Here is an 18,230-nt window from a genome sequence, read left to right on the forward strand (position 1 = left end):
GGACTGTTGTAGTATATTTTAAATATAAAATAGAATCTAAGTTCCGATGTACATCGGAACTTTTTTTTTGAATAAAACGGAGCAAAAGTGAGTCTAAAAATAGCCATACAGGGAATAAAGGGCAGTAACCACCATCAAGTGGCAAAAGATTGTTATGGTGATGATATTGAGTTGGTAGAATGCCTTTCTTTTGATGCTTTGGTAGATAAGTTGTTGACCAAAGAAGCGGATCAGGGTGTTATGGCCATTGAAAATTCCATTGCAGGATCTATCATTCCTAATTATGCTTTGGTAAACCATAATGACCTACACATCATTGGGGAGTATTATTTAAACATCCATCACAATTTAATGGTATTAAAAGGCCAGAAGATTGAGGATATAACAGAAGTAAGTTCACACCCAATGGCACTATTGCAGTGTAAGGAATATTTTAGACAATATCCGCATATAAAATTGGTGGAAGACGTAGATACGGCAGAGACAGCAAAGCGAATTCAAAAAGAAAAACTTAAGCATGTAGCGGCTATTGCTCCTAACGTTGCAGCAGAATTATATGGGTTGGACATCGTAGCGAACGACATACAAACCATTCAAAATAATGCTACGCGTTTTATCATTGTAAAAACAAAAAATGATGCACTGCCAGAGGCAGAGATCAGTAAGGCGTCTTTACGGTTTTTAACCGACCATAAAAGGGGTAGTTTAGCGGCAGTGCTTAATGTCATGAGCGATTGTAGATTGAATTTAACCAAAATACAGTCGTTACCGGTGATAGAAACACCTTGGAAATATGCTTTTTTTGTTGATGTAACTTTTAATGATTATGCAGATTTTACGAAGGCTAAAAGTCTATTGAACATCATGGCAGAAGACTTTAAGATTTTGGGTGAATATAAAAATGTAAGACAATGATACGTACTGCCAAAAGGTTAGATACCATACAGGAATACTACTTCTCAAAAAAATTGAGAGAAGTTCGTGGTTTAATGGCACAAGGTAAACCTATCATTAATATGGGTATTGGTAGTCCTGATCTGGCTCCGTCCCAAGAGGTTTTAAAAGCCATACAAGCAGCAGTGTTAGAGAACGGTGCGCACCAATACCAAAGTTACCAAGGCTTGCCTCAGTTAAGAGATGCCATAGCCAATTTTTATAAGAATAAATTTGGTGTTACCGCAGACCCAAATACCGAAATTTTACCTTTAATGGGGTCAAAAGAAGGTATTATGCATATAAGCCTGGCTTTTTTGAACGAGGGTGATGAGGTATTGATACCAAATCCCGGGTACCCAACATACACCTCTGTAACCAATTTGGTAGGGGCCGTGCCAAAATACTATGATTTAACCGCTGATAATGGTTGGTTTCCAGATTTGGAGGCATTGGCAAAGCAAGATTTATCAAGGGTAAAGGTAATGTGGTTAAGCTATCCTCATATGCCAACAGGTGCTACGGCAACCAAAGAGCAGTTTATAAAGATGGTGGCATTTGCCCAAGAACATGATATTTTATTGGTGAACGATAATCCATATAGTTTTGTTTTGAATGACGAACCTGCCAGTATTTTAAGCTTGCCCAATGCAAAAAAGGTGTGTTTAGAATTGAATTCTTTGAGTAAGACGTTCAACATGGCCGGTTGGCGTGTAGGTTTTGTTTTAGGTAGCGAAGAGCATATCAATGCTATTTTAAAGGTGAAGAGCAATATGGACTCCGGTATGTTCTACGGCATACAAAAAGGGGCAATTGCCGCCTTGAATAGCAGTGATGACTGGTTTAAGGAACTAAATGAAATTTATGGTAAGCGAAGAGAATTGATCTATAAGTTGGTAGACAAGCTTGGCTGTTCATATGATCGTAACGCTGTAGGCATGTTCGTTTGGGCTAAATTGCCGGCAGGTAGTGTATCATCGGAAGAGTTCATAGATGATATTTTATATAAGAAAGATCTATTTATTACGCCAGGAACCATTTTTGGGAGTAATGGTGAAGGCTATATTCGTTTTTCACTATGTATAACGGAGAATAAGATAGAAGAGGCAATTAAAAGATTTGAATAATAGGTCTTAAGACTAAAGCGTAGCTTTAAAATGAATGTATTTGTAATAGGTATCGGTTTAATAGGAGGTTCTTTGGCGAAAGACATAAAGTCGGCATTCGACAATGTTACCGTCTATGGCATAGAATCTAATGAAGCAAACTTAGCTGAAGCATTGTCTTTGGGTATTATAGATAAGAAAGCTACCTATCAAGATTTACAATTGGCAGATATGGTCATTGTAAGTATACCGGTAGATGTTATGGTTACCGAGCTTCCTGTTATATTGAATGCCGTTCATGAAGATTGTGTTGTTTTTGATGTTGGGTCTACCAAATCCATGATTTGCAAGGTGTTGGAAAATCATCCTAAGAGAAGAAATTTTTTGGCATGCCATCCCATTGCAGGAACGGAGTTTTCGGGTCCGTCTGCAGCGATCAACAATTTATTCAAAGACAAAACAAATATTATTTGTGAGGTAGAATTAACGGCATTTAAGCTCCAAGAAAGAGCGTTAAAAGTTTTTCAAGCTATTGGCATGAGAATACGTTATATGAACCCTGTTGCTCATGATAAGCATATTGCTTACGTATCGCATTTATCGCACATAAGTTCGTTCATGTTGGGTAAAACAGTGATCGAGAAAGAGAAGAACGAGCGTGATATTTTTGACATGGCCGGTAGTGGGTTTGAAAGCACGGTGCGTTTGGCAAAGAGTTCTCCTGCCATGTGGACACCTATTTTTAAACAGAATAAAGAGAATGTGGTTGAGACTTTGGAGGAGTACATTCAAAATCTAACCGCTTTTAAGGAACTGTTGTTGAAAGATGATTATGAGGGCATTTATAATGAAATGAATAATACGAATAAGATTAAAGGAATATTAAAAAGAAATACCGTTAAACAAGAAATAGAATAAGTAAAAATGGAAAATTCAAAACAAATGAGAACATGGTTGGATGATTTAAACCTTGACCATCCACTAGTAATAGCAGGGCCATGTAGTGCGGAAACCGAGGAGCAAGTGTTAGGTATAGCACACTCCCTAAAAGATACCGATGTAAACTATTACAGAGCAGGTATATGGAAACCACGTACTCGCCCAGGAAATTTTGAAGGTGTAGGAGCTTTGGGGCTTAAGTGGCTTCAAAAGGTAAAAGCTGAAACAGGTATGAAAACGGCTACCGAGGTGGCTAACCGCGCTCATGTAGAATTAGCTTTAGAGCATGATATAGATTTATTATGGATAGGGGCAAGATCAACTGTTAGTCCGTTCATCATGCAAGAATTGGCAGATGCACTTGAAGGTACAGATAAGATTGTATTGGTGAAGAATCCTGTAAATCCAGATTTAGCTTTATGGTTAGGCGGTATTGAAAGGCTACATACGGCAGGTATTAAAAAGTTGGGTGCAATTCATAGAGGATTCTCTACATATGAGAAAACCAAGTATAGAAATATACCGGAATGGCAAATGGCGATCGAATTTCAGAACAGATTTCCAGATTTACCTTTGATCAACGATCCATCTCATATCACAGGTAAAAGAGATATGATCTTTGATGTTTCTCAGACTGCTTTAGATTTGAATTTCGACGGATTAATGATCGAAACGCACCATGATCCTGATAATGCATGGAGTGATGCCGCTCAACAGGTAACTCCAGAGAAATTGGTTCAGATTATGAGAGACCTAAAAATTAGAAAAGAGAGCGATCCAGAGGCGGAATACAATTCTCAATTAAGTAACCTTAGAGCACAGATCGATGTTATTGATAACCAATTGATCGAGACTCTAGGTAAAAGAATGAAAGTTTCTGATAGTATAGGTGAACTTAAAAAGCAAAAGAACGTTGCCGTACTACAATCTAATAGATGGAACCAAATTCTGGGAGCAATGATTCTTGAAGGAGAAAGTAAGGGACTTAGTGAAGAATTTGTTCTTCGTATGTTCAAGGCTATTCACCAAGAGTCTATCAACCACCAAGAAAAGATAGTGAACGGTTAAGGTTTACATAACTTTATAAATACAAAACATCCGTAATATGCGGATGTTTTTTTATGTCTTAATTTTAATAAGTAAGAAAAATAATACATTTTAACAATATCCTTAATTATGAACCGTTAGGGGTCTAAAGAACCATTTTAACCAATCAAAAAGTATGAAGAAAGTAGTATTGTTTACGTTCATGTTAATGGCATCATTTGCTGTAAAAGCCCAATCGTATATAGGCTTTTTAACAGATAATTACAGTGTTGTCAATAGTGTGATCTCTAACCCTGCAAATATTGCAGATTCACGTTTTAAAACAGATATTAATTTAATAGGAGCTAGTGGTTTTTTAGCTAATGACTATGTAGGTGTTGGGTATTCTGATTTGGTTTCCAGTGATTTTGACTATGATACAGATGCATTATTGACCCTTTCGGATAACAATAATTTTTCTGGTAATGTAGATGTGTTAGGTCCTTCGTTTATGTTTAATGTTGGTAGAAAATCTTCTATTGCCATATTTACAAGAGCAAGAAGTTTTGTGACGGGAAATGAATTTAATGGAGAAAGTATAGATGACCTTGACGATAGTATTGATGAAAGTCAAGACTTTTTGGTAAACGAAGGTGATTTCTTTGCCGCCGGTCATGGTTGGGCAGAAGTGGGGATCACGTATGCACAAGAATTAATGAATAAAGAAGAGCATTTCTTAAAAGGTGGTCTGTCATTTAAATATTTGAAAGGATTTGGTAATGCCTATGTGGCCGGTAGAAATGTAACTATTGATTATGATGCGGATGGTGCTACATTACCGGATAATTCTACTATTGGAACTTTAGCATCTACAGGAGATCTAATTTATGGGCGTGCCGATCAGTATGATGTGGAAGACTACGATTATGAAGTGCCCGATGCTAACGGATTTGGGTTTGACCTGGGATTCGTTTATGAATGGAGACCAGATTATGAAGATTATGTGGTAACGGGTGCTGATGGAGAAAAAACCGTCATGAAAGATAAAAATAAGTATAAACTAAAATTTGGTTTGTCACTTACTGATGTTGGTGCGGTAAACTATAAAGGTAGTTTGGTAGATACCTATAATATCAATAATACCATTACACAAGACGATTATGATAATATAGAAGATTCAGATGATCTTCAAAATTTATATACGTTTACACAGACAACAGAAGATTTAAAGGCGGGTTTGCCAACGGCATTACACTTTAATGCAGATTGGAATATTAAAAATCATTTCTATTTAAATTTTAATACCGATTTATCTATGCGTTCTACTGGTGAAAACAACCTAAGAACAGCAAATGTATTTTCATTGACGCCTCGTTTTGAAAGTAAATGGTTCAGCTTCTATTTGCCTGTAAGTAGCTATCAATATAGTGGTTTACAAGTAGGGGCAGGCTTACGTGCCGGTCCTCTTTATCTTGGGTCGGGATCATTGATCTCTACATTTACAAAAAATGAAATACAAGGGGCAGATGTATATGCAGGGTTGAAAATTCCGGTATACTATGGTCAGCCAAAAGATTCAGATGGTGATGGTATTCCAAATAAAGAAGATGGTTGCCCAAAAAAGGCAGGACCAATAGAAAATAATGGTTGCCCATGGGGAGATACTGATGGCGATTCGGTATTGGATAATGAGGACCAATGTCCAGATGAGGCAGGTCCTGTAGAAAACAATGGTTGTCCTTGGGTAGATACGGATGGAGATACCTTGTTGGATAATGAAGATCAATGTGTAGATGTAGCCGGACCTGTAGAGAATAATGGATGTCCTTGGCCAGATAGTGACGGAGATTCAGTTTTTGATAAAGATGATAATTGTCCTGATGAAATGGGTACGGTAGCGAATAACGGTTGTCCAGAACCGGTTGTTACGGCTGAGGTTCAAAAGTCGTTGAACGAGTATGCAAAAACTATTTTGTTCAACACAGGAAAATCAACATTAAAGGATGAGTCAACACCTGTATTGGTTGATATCATCGGTATTTTAAACGAATATCCCAATGCAAATTTCACTATTGAAGGGCATACGGATAGTATAGGTTCAGAAGCTACCAATCAAAAATTATCAGAGAAGAGGGCACAAGCCGTATTGCAATTTTTAATTAATGGTGGTATTTCGCCATCTCGATTAACAGCAATAGGGTATGGAGAAAGCAAGCCAATTGCCACGAACATGTATAAAGATGGCAGACAGAAAAATAGACGTGTAGAAATTAACTTAGCACAGTAGTCTTAAGAAAATTAAAATGGAAAGCCCGGCATGCACCGGGCTTTTTTTATGACTATTAGTTTTATCTTTTAAAGATGTATCGGGTAATGAAAATACCTTGTCCGTCCGTATTACCGGCATCTGCTTCAACACCGCTGGTAACAAAAACGAGCTCCCATCCATTTTGTGCCATATCACTTAGTTTGGAAGAGATGAGCGCATCATTGGCTGCAATGTTTTGAAAACGAATTCCTGCAATATTATAAAAGTTAAGCAATTTGGTTTCTTCAAAGTCCTTAACTCTAATATCTCCACGTTTAGATTTGTTTCTGGTATTGTCCTCCTCGGTTTGCTCTGATGTAAACTCCTTGAAATTCCTATCTGCATTGGCATCTATAATTCGTGATCTTCCTAGTCCGCTAGGTACTATAGATTCTACACTGGTAACAACTTTGTATTCCTGTGCCGTAGATGTGGTAATAGCAGTAAAGGCAAATAGGGCAAGTAAAATGATTTTTTTCATGATGATGGTTTTTTACGTTGATTTAAAGATTGTACGGTGAAAATATAAGGTATAATGAAGAATGCAAAGAATACTACTTTATATCATTGTAAATTGATGCTTTACCATTACAATAGCTTAAAAAAAAAGACCCGATACTAAAAGCATCGGGTCTTATGATAAATACAGTTTTGTTCTATTGAATAGAGAAATCAAAAACAGATTGGTTTTCTCTACCTTGTGGAACCTGACCTTGGTAAATAAAGCAATATTCCCCTGGTTCTAACGTATCTGGAGTAACTTTAAACTTGTTACCTTCAATTTCCTCTATAGCGAAGTTAAGAGCATATTTAGGGTCAATACCACTACTGCTAGTGATCCAGCTACTTTTTCCTGTAATTACCTCTCTAAGGTTCTTCTTCTCTTTAACGGTAAGTTTAACTAAAACAAACTCGTTAGGGTTACTTGCCATTCTAAACCACCAGTTAAAAATACCGGTATCTCCACCTTGGTTGTTCTGCATATTATCAACTTCTGTAACACTTGGGTCAAAGATGAACGTAAATTCTGGTCTGCTTTGGCGAATTACATTGTTGGATTGTGTTTTAGGTAACTGAGCTTTCTTTTTAGAATTGATCAATCCAGATACTAATTTCTGCGCCACTTGGTTAGAATTTGAACCAGAGAATACACTTGGTTGTATTAATTTATCTTCACCGCTAGCATCGGCATAGTAAATACCAGTTTTAGATTTTGTGTTTTGTTTTGATTTATCCATGATCAAGGATAATATTTCAGAAGAAACCCCTGCATTTTTCATAGCGCCTAGAGCGGAAATAGAAGCATCAAATTTAACATCCGAAGTGTTTATTTTATCTATGATCATATAATCGTCGAAACCTAGTTCAACCATTTGTACTACAGATTCGTTTGTAATAGTTTCTTGGGCAGTTCCAAAAGTAATGGCTGATAAAGCTAACATCAGCAATGATTTTTTAATGAATTTCATTTTCTTGATTTTGGTTGTTATTTAATGTTATAGTTCTAAATTCAAATTTATGTTAATTTTTATATTTAAAGCAGTTACTTTGTATAAATGGAAGGATTTTTGGGTAAATGGTAGGAATTGTTTATAAATCTACGGGTAGTTGGTACACTGTTAAGGCAGAAAATGGTGATTTCTATGAATGTAGAATAAAAGGTAAGTTTAGGATCAAGGGTATAAAAAGTACGAACCCTGTTGCGGTTGGTGATCAAGTACGCTTTGAGGTGGAGACTATTGGAGATGATACCATTGGTATTATCAATGAAATAGAAGATCGTAAAAATTATATAATTCGTAAATCTGTAAACCTGTCCAAACAGACACATATCATTGCTGCCAATTTGGATCAGGTCTTTTTATTGGTGACATTGAACAATCCGCCTACATACCCAGTTTTCATAGATCGATTTCTGATCACTGCAGAAGCATATGAAATTCCGGTTGTTCTACTTTTCAATAAGGTAGATACTTATGCCCCGGAAGAATTAGATGAGATAAAGTTTTTGGCGGCCCTTTACCGCAATATTGGGTATACTTGTTTGGGTATTTCTGCGGCAACGGGCAAGAACGTTGATAAGGTGAAAGAAATGATGATCGGTAAAACATCAATGTTCTCGGGTCATTCTGGTGTTGGTAAATCTACCTTGGTCAATGCTTTGGAGCCAGAGTTGGATATTAAGACCAAACAAATTTCTCAACAACACGCACAAGGGCAACATACCACCACTTTTGCGGAAATGTTCGATTTAAGTTTTAATGCTAGAATTATAGATACGCCCGGTATTAAAGGTTTTGGTATTGTAGATATGGAAAAGGAGGAGATAGGCGATTATTTTCCAGAATTTTTTGAACTAAAACAAGATTGTAAATTCAATAATTGTATTCATGTAGACGAGCCAAAATGTGCCGTTAAAGATGCCTTGGAAACTGGTGATATAGCTTGGAGCAGGTATAACAGTTATCTGCAGATGATCAAAGGTGAAGATGAGAATTACAGGGTAGATATACACGACGATAAAAAATGAGAACAGTTATACAACGTGTTACCAAAGCTAGCGTAACGGTCAATGGCGAAAAGATAAGTGCTATTGACAATGGGCTTTTAATTTTAGTGGGTATAGAAAATGCAGATGCTCAAGATGATATTGATTGGCTTACGAACAAAATAGCAAACCTTCGTATTTTTAATGATGAAGATGGTATAATGAACAAATCGCTTGTAGATGTAAATGGTGATGTCATTGTGGTTAGCCAGTTTACTTTACATGCAAGTACTAAAAAAGGGAATCGACCTTCTTATATAAAAGCGGCAAGACCAGATGTTGCCATACCCCTGTATGAAGCCTTTATTGCTACTTTGGAATCTAAATTGGGTAAGAAAGTCGGTACCGGAGAATTCGGTGCGGATATGAAGGTTGAATTGTTGAATGATGGTCCTGTGACCATAATGATTGATACAAAAGATAAAAATTAGAATTCAATAGATTTTCTGTATTTTTTGTAAGAAATCTACTGTTTTTGTCGTTAAGGTAAAAACCAGCCTACCAAATTATATGCGCTTATCTTTTTTAATACTAATGTTCGTGGTAACTCTTGCCATGAATGCACAAGAGTACAGTTTTACGAAAATAGAGGCCTCCCTTTTAAAGAATGCAGATGCAGTTGTTCGCTTAGATGAAAGCACTGTTTTACTTAAATCTTCTGATTTTATGGAAGTTAAGTCTAAAAGGGTGGTTACCGTTTTGAATGAAAGTGGATCTAAACATATAAATGCGACAGTATTTTACGATAAAGAGAAATGGATAAAAAATCTTGAAGCCATAATACTTGATGCTAATGGTAAGGAAATAGAAAAGTTTAAAGAAAAAGATTTTATTGATCAAACGGCTACAGGTGAAGGAACTTTGTATTCTGACTCTAGAGTCAAATACCTAAAATACACACCTGTTAAATATCCATACACGGTTATTTTAACCGAAAAATACACGACATCTGACACCGCATTTATACCACGTTGGTTTTTTCTGGACGGTTATAGGCTTAGTGTCGAAAAAAGTGAATTTAAGTTGAATTTACCTTCAACCATGAAATATAGGTATAAGGAGAATAACCTAGATTCTTTTAATGTGAAACGAACGGAAAATGAGTCTGGCGTAATGTATAGTGCCGTAAATTTAAAAGCGCTAGAGTCTGAAGATTTTGATCCTGAGTTTAGAGATTTTATACCTAATGTCCAATTCGCACTAGAAAATTTTCATTTAAAAGGGGTGGACGGTCATGCTACTTCATGGAAAGAATTCGGAGGTTGGATATACAATTCTCTATTAAAGGGTCGGGGAGAACTTAGTGCTGCAACCATTCAAAAAGTACAAACTTTAGTAAGGGGAATAGATGACCCAAAAGAAAAGATAAAAATAGTATATCAATTTGTTCAAGATAACACCCGGTATATCAGTGTACAAATGGGTATAGGCGGTTGGGAGCCTATTAGTGCCATTGAAGTAGATAGGGTAAAGTATGGTGATTGTAAAGGTCTAACGAATTATACCAAGGCATTGTTAAATGTTGTTGGTGTGGAATCTTATTACACCATAGTTTATGCCGACCGTAGCATGCGAAGTTTAGATGCTGATTTTCCTTCTTTACAAGGAAATCATGTGTTCTTAAATGTGCCCTTAGAGGGTGAGGAATTGTGGTTGGAGTGCACTAGTCAAATTGTTCCCGCAAACTTTTTAGGAACTTTTACAGATAACAGAAATGTGTTAAAAGTTGGTCCAAATGGTGGTGAGATGGTAAAGTCCAGACAGTATTCGCCAGAACAAAGTAAGCAAATTACAAGCGCTAAAATTACAATTAGCGAAAGTGAGATTAAAGCACAAGTTGAAATAAAAAGTACAGGGATACAGTATAACCAAAAATACGGGTTGTCAAGTGAAAGTAAAGAAGATGTAGAGAAATATTACAAAGACTATTGGGGTTATGTTAATGATGTTCATATTCTAAACCATAATATCTTAAATAACAGGGATAATATTATCACAACAGAAAATGTTGATATTATAACATCTGGTTATTTGTCAAGGGCAGGTGACCGTCTACTTTTTGCGCCAAACATGCTAAATAGAAATGAATATGTTCCCAAAAGGAGTAAAGATAGAAAACGTGATGTTGTAATTAAAAGAGGGTATTTAGATGAAGATGAGTTCCTAATAGATTTACCGGACAACTACGGGTTAGAATCTGGTTTAACGGCAATAGACTTAAAAAATAATTTTGGAGAGTATTCAGTTAGTTTAACTAAGGTTTCAGAAAGTCAGTTCAAATACAAAAGAAGATTATTGATTAAACCTGGAGTTTTTTCAAAAACAACTTATAACGACTATCGTAATTTCAGAAAAGAAATAGCAAAATCAGATAAAAACAAGATTGTCCTACTGAAAAATAACACCAATTAAAACCATTCGATTTTTATGACTATTGACAATAATTTTAAATCCAACAAAAAAAACTATATACTGATTTCCCTAATTTTTATATCTACCTTTTTAGTAGCTCAAAACAATGATTACGGTAAGGTTTCAAAAGAAGAATTGTTACAAGACTTTAGTTCAATAGATAGCACAGCATCTGCAGCGTATTTGTATAAATACAGAAAAACGTATTTCAACTATGTTTCAGGTGTCGGTTTCAGTTTAATTACCGATGTGCATGAACGAATTAAGATTTATAATAAAGAAGGATTTGAGTATGCCACCCAAAAGATACGATTATATAAAGATGGTAATGAAATTGAGGATTTAAATAAGCTTAAGGCTAAAACATACAATCTAATAGATGATAAAATAGAGGAGACTCCATTAAAAAAAGACGGGAAATTCAAAAATGAAATATCGGAGAATATTAATGAGGAATCATTTACAATGCCAAATATAAAAGAAGGGTCCATAATAGAATATAAGTACAGTATAACTTCTCCCTTCATATACAACGTAGATGAATTTATCTTTCAGCATGATATTCCAGTGAATAAAATAGAAGCTTTTTTCGAAACTCCAGAATATTTTGTTTTTAGAATGAATGTTAAGGGATTTTTGAATGTAATGCCTAAACGAGAGCAATTTAATAAGTCGTTAGATTATACTCAGCGTGTTGCATCTGGGGGTACAACTAATGCAGGAGCTGGTCAAGGTCTTGGTAGGACTACTCAAGTAAGAGGTAATGTGAAATATGTTAGCAATGTAATTAGCTTTGATTTAAATAATATTGAACCACTTAAAGAAGAACCATTTGTAAATGAACTTAGTAACTATAGGTCAGGGGTTAAGTATGAGTTGTCTTACACACAGTTTCCTAATTCAAGTAAAGAGTTTTATTCACGTACGTGGGAAGATGTAGTTGAAACAGTATATAAGAATCCAAGTTTTGGAGATGAATTGAGAAAGACTAATTATTTTAAAGAAGATTTAGATGCAATAATTAAAAATTTAACTGATGAACAAGAGAAAATAAATACAATATTTTCATTTGTGAAATCTAAAGTTAAATGGGATCAGAGTTATGGTAAGTATACTAGAAAAGGTGTTAAACAAGCATATCAGAAGGGGGTAGGAAATACAGCAGAGATTAATTTAATGCTAACAGCTATGTTAGATTATGCAAATCTAGAAGCTAATCCTGTATTAGTGAGTACAAGGTCTAACGGGATGCCGCTTTTTCCTACTAGAGAAGGTTATAATTATATAGTGAGTAGCGTTAGCATAAATGGAGGTATTATTTTGTTAGATGCTACAAGTCAAAATAGCTTGCCTGGTGTTTTGCCAATTAGGGCTTTAAATTGGGAAGGTCGCATGATGTCAAAAAATGGTAAGTCTACAATTATAAATCTTTACCCGACCAATAAGGGATCAATTCAAACTTTTCAAAATATTATTTTAAGTGGAAATGGAACGGCTGTAGGCAAAATTAGAAATGTTTATAAGGGACATCAAGCTCTGTCTTTTAGGGATGAATACGGTAAGGATAAACAAAAATCATATTTGAATCAGTTGGTAAATAACAATGATGGAATTGAAATAAACAATTTTGAAGTAAAGAATAACAATGAACTGGATAAACTGCCCATAGAGTCTTTTGATTTTACTACGGAAAGTGAAATCGATGTAGTTTCAGATAAGATATATTTTTCACCATTGTTATTTTTAGCCACAAAAGAAAATCCTTTTAAACAAGAGAAAAGAGAATTTCCAATAGATTTTAGTTTTCCGTTTGAAAATATATCAACTACTATAATTAATCTACCAGAAGGATATAGGGTAGAATCAATTCCAGAAGCTATGGCAATAGCTTTGCCTAATGATATGGGTAATTTTAGTTATGCGATTAATAATGTTGGCAATGTTTTACAATTAAAAGTATCGAAGAAAATTAATTATCCAGTTGTACCTGCGGAATTCTACCCTAGTCTAAAAGAATATTATAGTAAAATGGTAGGGAAATTAAATGAAAAGGTAGTATTAACTAAAATATAGATTAAAACTGCTTTTAAGATGCAATTAGAATAGGTCTAATTCTTATTAAGCGAACTTTTTCCTAGAAAAATAAATCAATCTAAATGTATAAAATTATTTATTTATCACTCTTTGTTGTTACCACGTTCTTTTCTGTTAACCAGATTTTAGCTCAAGAAAAACCAGAGTTTGGAACCATTTTAAAATCAGAAAGTGAATTTACCTTTTATGAAAAAGATCCAGAGGCAACAGGTATCTATTTATCGGAATATGGTCACAATTTTTTTGATGTAAGAGATAATTACATTTGGCTAATTACCAAATACCATGCAAAAGTGAAGGTTTTAAATATGGAAGGCTTTAAAAATACGGACATTGAAATACCTTTATATCATTCAAAAAAAAGTAAGGAAAAAATAGTAAATATTAGGGCCATTACTCATTATAATGGCATGCGTATTCCCGTCAAAGCTGAAGAATTTTATGAAGAAGAGGTAAATGAAAAATGGACCCAACTAAAATTTACTTTTCCAAATGTACAAGAAGGGGCAATACTGGAGTATGAATACGAAATGCAGTCACCTTTTCATTTTAATTTTCAGGGTTGGGAGTTTCAGACCGACATTCCTAAGTTATATTCTGAATTTTATGCGGAAATACCGGGTAATTGGCTGTATAACAGAAGTATAATAGGGTCTTTGAAACTTTCAGTGGATGAATCTAGAATAATAAGTTCTTGTTTTAAGTTTCCAGGATTGAAGCAAGATAGTGATTGTGAAGCGCTAAGATATGCCATGAAAGATATACCCGCCTTTATGGATTCAGAAAAGTACATGCTTTCGGCAAATAATTACAGATCTAGAATTGAGTTTGAACTTTCTGAATATAAAAGTTTTTATGGGGGCACAGATAAATATACGAAAACATGGAAAGCGGTAGATAGGGAATTTAAAACAGATGGAGATTTAGGTGTTCAGCTTAAAAAGAAAAATTTTTTTTCAAAAAGTGTTGATCCGGTTCTTTTGACTCAAGGTGATGATTTGACCAGGGCTAAGAATATTTATGAGTTTGTAAAGAATCATTTTACTTGGAATGAAGAATATGGGGTATGGAATGACAATAAAGTGAAAAATGCTTTTGATCAGAAAAAGGGTAGTGCCGCTGAAATTAATATCTCATTGATCAATTTACTAAATGCTGCGGGTATAAATGTTAATATGATGTTATTGGCAACAAGAAACAAGGGGCTACCTAAGAAAACTCATCCGGTAATGACCGACTTCAATTATCTTGTAGCTAAAGTGGATATTGGTGAAAAATCTTATTTGTTAGATGCGACCAATAAGTACATGCCTTTTGGTATGTTACCTTATCATAGCTTAAATTATTATGGTCGTGTAATGGATTTTGATAATAATAGTTATTGGTACGATATTGTACCTGAAAAGTCAAATGCCATTATGTTGCGAGCTCAAATGACAATCGATGCAAGCGAAAAAAAATTAACTGGAGTATTTGACCTTATAAATACAGGATATAAAAAAGTTGTTCAAGATGAAGTGTTGTCAACAACAAAAGAAGATAGTTATATTGAAAGATTAGAAGAAGAAATTTCAGATGATTTTCATATCATGTCTCATGAAAAACAACTTAAATATTCTGATGAAAAGAAGTTGACAGAAAGATTCAATTTTGAAATGGAAAACTTGTTTCAAGGGGATAATATTTACTTAAATCCCTTTGTGATTAAATTTTTTGATAACAATCCGTTTACAGCTTCGGAAAGAAATTATCCGGTTGATTTTGGTTATCCAATGAAATATCAGTACGTTTTAAATGTTAAAATACCGGATGGGTATAATGTAAAGTCGATACCTGAAAATAAGAATTTTTCCTTACCAGATAATGGTGGCGTATTAAAACTAAATGTATCAGATAATAAAAGTGATACCCTTAATTTATTTTTTACTTTTGATTTGAATTCTGCGCATTACAGTAACGCATACTATGCAGGTTTGAAACAATTTTTTAATGAAGCGGTAAAAAGTCAAAGTCAATCTTTAATTGTTTTTGAAAAAATTTAGAATTAATATGAACATTGAAAACGCACAAAAAGCAGTTGATGACTGGATCAAGGAGCACGGAGTTCGCTACTTTAACGAATTAACCAATATGGCACAGCTTACCGAAGAAGTGGGCGAGGTGGCTAGAATTATCGCTAGACGCTATGGTGAACAAAGTGAAAAAGAGTCTGATAAGAACAAAGATCTGGGCGAAGAATTGGCAGATGTAATGTTCGTAGTGCTATGTTTGGCCAATCAAACAGGTGTTGATTTGCAACAAGCTTTTGATAAAAAGTTAGATTTAAAAACAAAGCGAGATCATGACCGTCATCACAACAATAAAAAGTTGAAATAGGCTTATATTTGTTGTTCTATTTTAAAAAGATACGCATTGAAACTTCACTTGACAGGTCCGTCCAATACAACGCTTAACGATACGATTACCATAACAGGTTCAAAGAGTGAATCTAACCGTAGTTTATTATTGGCTGCATTGTTTTCTGATATAACCATTGAGAACATTTCCAATTCTGATGATGCCCAGGTAATGGCAAAAGGATTGAAAATTTCAGAAGGTACGGTTGATATTCATCATGCAGGTACCGCCATGCGTTTTTTAACCGGATATTTTGCATCACAGGCAGGTAAGGAAGTAGTGCTTACCGGTTCTAAAAGAATGACGGAGCGACCCATAAAAATCTTGGTAGAAGCTTTAAAAACCTTGGGAGCGGAAATATCTTATGTTCAAGATGAAGGGTATCCTCCCATAAAAATTAAAGGACAGCATATTGTAAAAGATAAAGTGAGTTTGCCGGCAAATGTAAGTAGCCAATATATTTCTTCGTTATTGTTGATTGCTCCAAGTTTGGAGAACGGACTTCAATTAGAGTTAATCGGTAAAATTACCTCAGTACCGTATATAAAAATGACCTTGGCGTTGTTAGAGGAAATTGGAGTGGAAACTTCTTTTGAGGGTAACCTGATTAAAGTTTCGCCAAAGGCAAAAGTAGCACCAACGACATTGGTGGTAGAATCAGATTGGAGTTCTGCCTCATATTTTTATGGTATTTGTGCACTGGCAGCACCAGGAACGCAAATTACTTTATCGGCATATAAAAAAGAAAGTCTTCAAGGAGATAGCGTACTTGCCAGTATTTATACTTCATTTGGTGTGGAGACTACTTTTGACAATAATACGGTTACTTTAAAAAAGACCGATAAAAAGATAGAAGCTAAGAATGAGTTTGATCTGGCAAATGCTCCAGATATAGCCCAAACAATTGCGGTTACCTGCTTTGGTTTGGGGGTAGGTTGTTATTTAACCGGACTGCACACGTTAAAGATCAAAGAAACGGATCGTTTAGAGGCTTTGCATACAGAACTGTCCAAATTAGGGGCAAACATATCCGTAACAGATAAAACGTTGACCATAATACCATCTGTAGGTATTCTAGAAGATATTGCTATAGACACATATAATGATCACAGAATGGCAATGGCTTTTGCTCCATTGGCCATGAAAACTACACTTATTGTTAATGATGCAGAGGTGGTATCTAAGTCATATCCAGATTTTTGGAACGACCTAAAACAATTGGATTTCGGTATAAAGGAATTATAATTAAGGATTTACTTGACAAGGCCTATCTGCAGATTGTATATTTGCAGCCGCAATTTGCTACATTAAATATAATAGCTACATGAAATTATCAAATTTTAATTTTGAGCTTCCTAAAGAATTATTGGCGGAGCATCCATCTGAAAATAGAGATGAGTCTAAGTTAATGGTCATCCACAGAGATACCGGAAAAATTGAACACAAAATGTTCAAGGACATGATCGACTATTTTGATGAAGGTGATGTCATGGTTCTTAACAATACAAAAGTATTTCCTGCCCGTTTGTACGGTAACAAGGAAAAAACAGGAGCTCGTATTGAGGTTTTTCTTTTACGTGAGTTAAACGAAGAGCAACGCCTTTGGGATGTTCTTGTAGATCCTGCACGTAAAATACGTATTGGTAACAAACTATATTTTGGTGATGATGAAACCTTGGTAGCAGAAGTTATTGATAATACTACTTCTAGAGGTAGAACGTTACGTTTTTTATATGATGGTGCTTACCTTGATTTCAGAAGAAAATTAAGGGAATTAGGAGAAACTCCGTTACCAAAATATATAAAGAGAGATGTTGAGCCAGAAGATGAAAATCGTTACCAAACGATCTATGCCAAGCATGAAGGTGCTGTGGCTGCTCCAACTGCTGGTTTGCACTTTTCTAAACATTTGTTGAAGCGTTTAGAAATTAAGGGTGTAGATTTTGCCGAGTTGACTTTGCACGTAGGTTTAGGTACATTCAACCCAGTTGAGGTAGAAGATCTTTCTAAGCATAAAATGGATAGTGAGGAAATGTTCATTGATGAAAAAGCTGCAGAGATCGTAAACAATGCAAAAGCGAAAAAACGTCGTATTTGTGCAGTAGGTACTACGGCAATGCGTGGCTTGGAAAGTGCAGTGTCGTCTAAGCAGACATTGAATACCTATGAGGGTTGGACAAATAAGTTCATATTCCCTCCATATGATTTTAGTATTGCAAATGCCATGATTACAAACTTCCATTTGCCAAAATCAACATTGTTGATGATGGTATCTGCATTTATGGGTCATGATCTAATGAACAAAGCATATAAAGAAGCAATATTGGAAAGCTATAAGTTCTACTCTTATGGTGATGCCATGTTGATCATATAAGTTGATATAATCCTTTTTAAAAAGGAAAATTTTTTAATCCCGCTTTATCTACATATTGACAAAGCGGGATTTTTATCACCAGTAATACCTACC

Annotated in this window: 15 protein-coding genes; 13 read left to right on the forward strand and 2 right to left on the reverse strand. The window is 35.0% G+C overall.

What is annotated here, in order from left to right; translation table 11 throughout:
* The first annotated feature begins 87 nt into the window (after positions 1-87).
* From VBZ51_RS15340 to VBZ51_RS15360, 5 genes are all read left to right on the forward strand, one after another.
* A complete protein-coding gene (locus tag VBZ51_RS15340; protein ID WP_058105328.1) occupies positions 88-915 on the forward strand; it encodes a prephenate dehydratase in 828 nt (275 codons plus the stop codon).
* On the forward strand, positions 912-2,060 hold the full coding sequence (locus tag VBZ51_RS15345) for a pyridoxal phosphate-dependent aminotransferase (protein WP_416577502.1): 1,149 nt from the start codon (positions 912-914) through the stop codon (positions 2,058-2,060). Before VBZ51_RS15340 ends, VBZ51_RS15345 begins: the two co-directional genes overlap by 4 nt.
* 30 nt (positions 2,061-2,090) lie before the next feature.
* Entirely contained in the window at positions 2,091-2,957 is an 867-nt protein-coding gene (locus VBZ51_RS15350; protein WP_074669866.1) for a prephenate dehydrogenase, read from the forward strand.
* Positions 2,958-2,963: 6 nt separating this feature from the next.
* On the forward strand, positions 2,964-4,046 hold the full coding sequence (locus VBZ51_RS15355; RefSeq protein WP_071340176.1) for a bifunctional 3-deoxy-7-phosphoheptulonate synthase/chorismate mutase type II: 1,083 nt from the start codon (positions 2,964-2,966) through the stop codon (positions 4,044-4,046).
* Between the two features lie 154 nt (positions 4,047-4,200).
* Entirely contained in the window at positions 4,201-6,291 is a 2,091-nt protein-coding gene (locus VBZ51_RS15360; RefSeq protein WP_416577503.1) for a DUF5723 family protein, read from the forward strand.
* 61 nt (positions 6,292-6,352) lie between these two features.
* Here VBZ51_RS15360 and VBZ51_RS15365 read toward each other — a convergent pair whose 3' ends face one another.
* Together VBZ51_RS15365 and VBZ51_RS15370 are read right to left on the reverse strand one after the other, a co-directional pair.
* Entirely contained in the window at positions 6,353-6,793 is a 441-nt protein-coding gene (locus tag VBZ51_RS15365) for a hypothetical protein (RefSeq protein ID WP_416577504.1), read from the reverse strand.
* A 175-nt stretch (positions 6,794-6,968) separates the two neighbouring features.
* Positions 6,969-7,781, reverse strand: coding sequence for a hypothetical protein (locus VBZ51_RS15370; RefSeq protein WP_058105334.1), 813 nt, complete (start codon positions 7,779-7,781; stop codon positions 6,969-6,971).
* Positions 7,782-7,888: 107 nt separating this feature from the next.
* Between VBZ51_RS15370 and rsgA the strand changes: the two genes are divergently transcribed.
* The 8 genes from rsgA (at position 7,889) to queA (ending at position 18,137) form a co-directional block, all read left to right on the forward strand.
* Positions 7,889-8,842: a ribosome small subunit-dependent GTPase A gene (gene rsgA / locus VBZ51_RS15375; protein ID WP_071340173.1), complete on the forward strand. Its 954-nt coding sequence runs from the start codon at positions 7,889-7,891 to the stop codon at positions 8,840-8,842.
* Positions 8,839-9,291 (forward strand): D-aminoacyl-tRNA deacylase, encoded by a 453-nt coding sequence (gene dtd / locus VBZ51_RS15380; RefSeq protein ID WP_416577505.1) that lies wholly within the window; start codon positions 8,839-8,841, stop codon positions 9,289-9,291. Before rsgA ends, dtd begins: the two co-directional genes overlap by 4 nt.
* Before the next feature lie 79 nt (positions 9,292-9,370).
* Complete coding sequence (locus tag VBZ51_RS15385) at positions 9,371-11,272, forward strand: DUF3857 domain-containing protein (protein WP_416577506.1); 1,902 nt, start codon at positions 9,371-9,373, stop codon at positions 11,270-11,272.
* A gap of 15 nt (positions 11,273-11,287) precedes the next feature.
* Entirely contained in the window at positions 11,288-13,345 is a 2,058-nt protein-coding gene (locus tag VBZ51_RS15390) for a transglutaminase (protein WP_416577507.1), read from the forward strand.
* An 83-nt stretch (positions 13,346-13,428) separates the two neighbouring features.
* Positions 13,429-15,408 (forward strand): transglutaminase domain-containing protein, encoded by a 1,980-nt coding sequence (locus VBZ51_RS15395; RefSeq protein WP_416577508.1) that lies wholly within the window; start codon positions 13,429-13,431, stop codon positions 15,406-15,408.
* Between the two features lie 7 nt (positions 15,409-15,415).
* A complete protein-coding gene (locus tag VBZ51_RS15400) occupies positions 15,416-15,742 on the forward strand; it encodes a nucleotide pyrophosphohydrolase (protein WP_071340171.1) in 327 nt (108 codons plus the stop codon).
* Between the two features lie 36 nt (positions 15,743-15,778).
* Positions 15,779-17,008, forward strand: a complete 1,230-nt coding sequence (gene aroA / locus VBZ51_RS15405; protein WP_416577509.1) for a 3-phosphoshikimate 1-carboxyvinyltransferase — start codon at positions 15,779-15,781, stop codon at positions 17,006-17,008.
* A 79-nt stretch (positions 17,009-17,087) separates the two neighbouring features.
* Entirely contained in the window at positions 17,088-18,137 is a 1,050-nt protein-coding gene (queA, locus tag VBZ51_RS15410) for a tRNA preQ1(34) S-adenosylmethionine ribosyltransferase-isomerase QueA (RefSeq protein ID WP_058105341.1), read from the forward strand.
* Positions 18,138-18,230: the final 93 nt, after the last annotated feature.

Source organism: Maribacter sp. HS (genome assembly GCF_048059195.1).
Taxonomy (GTDB): Bacteria; Bacteroidota; Bacteroidia; order Flavobacteriales; family Flavobacteriaceae; genus Maribacter; species Maribacter dokdonensis.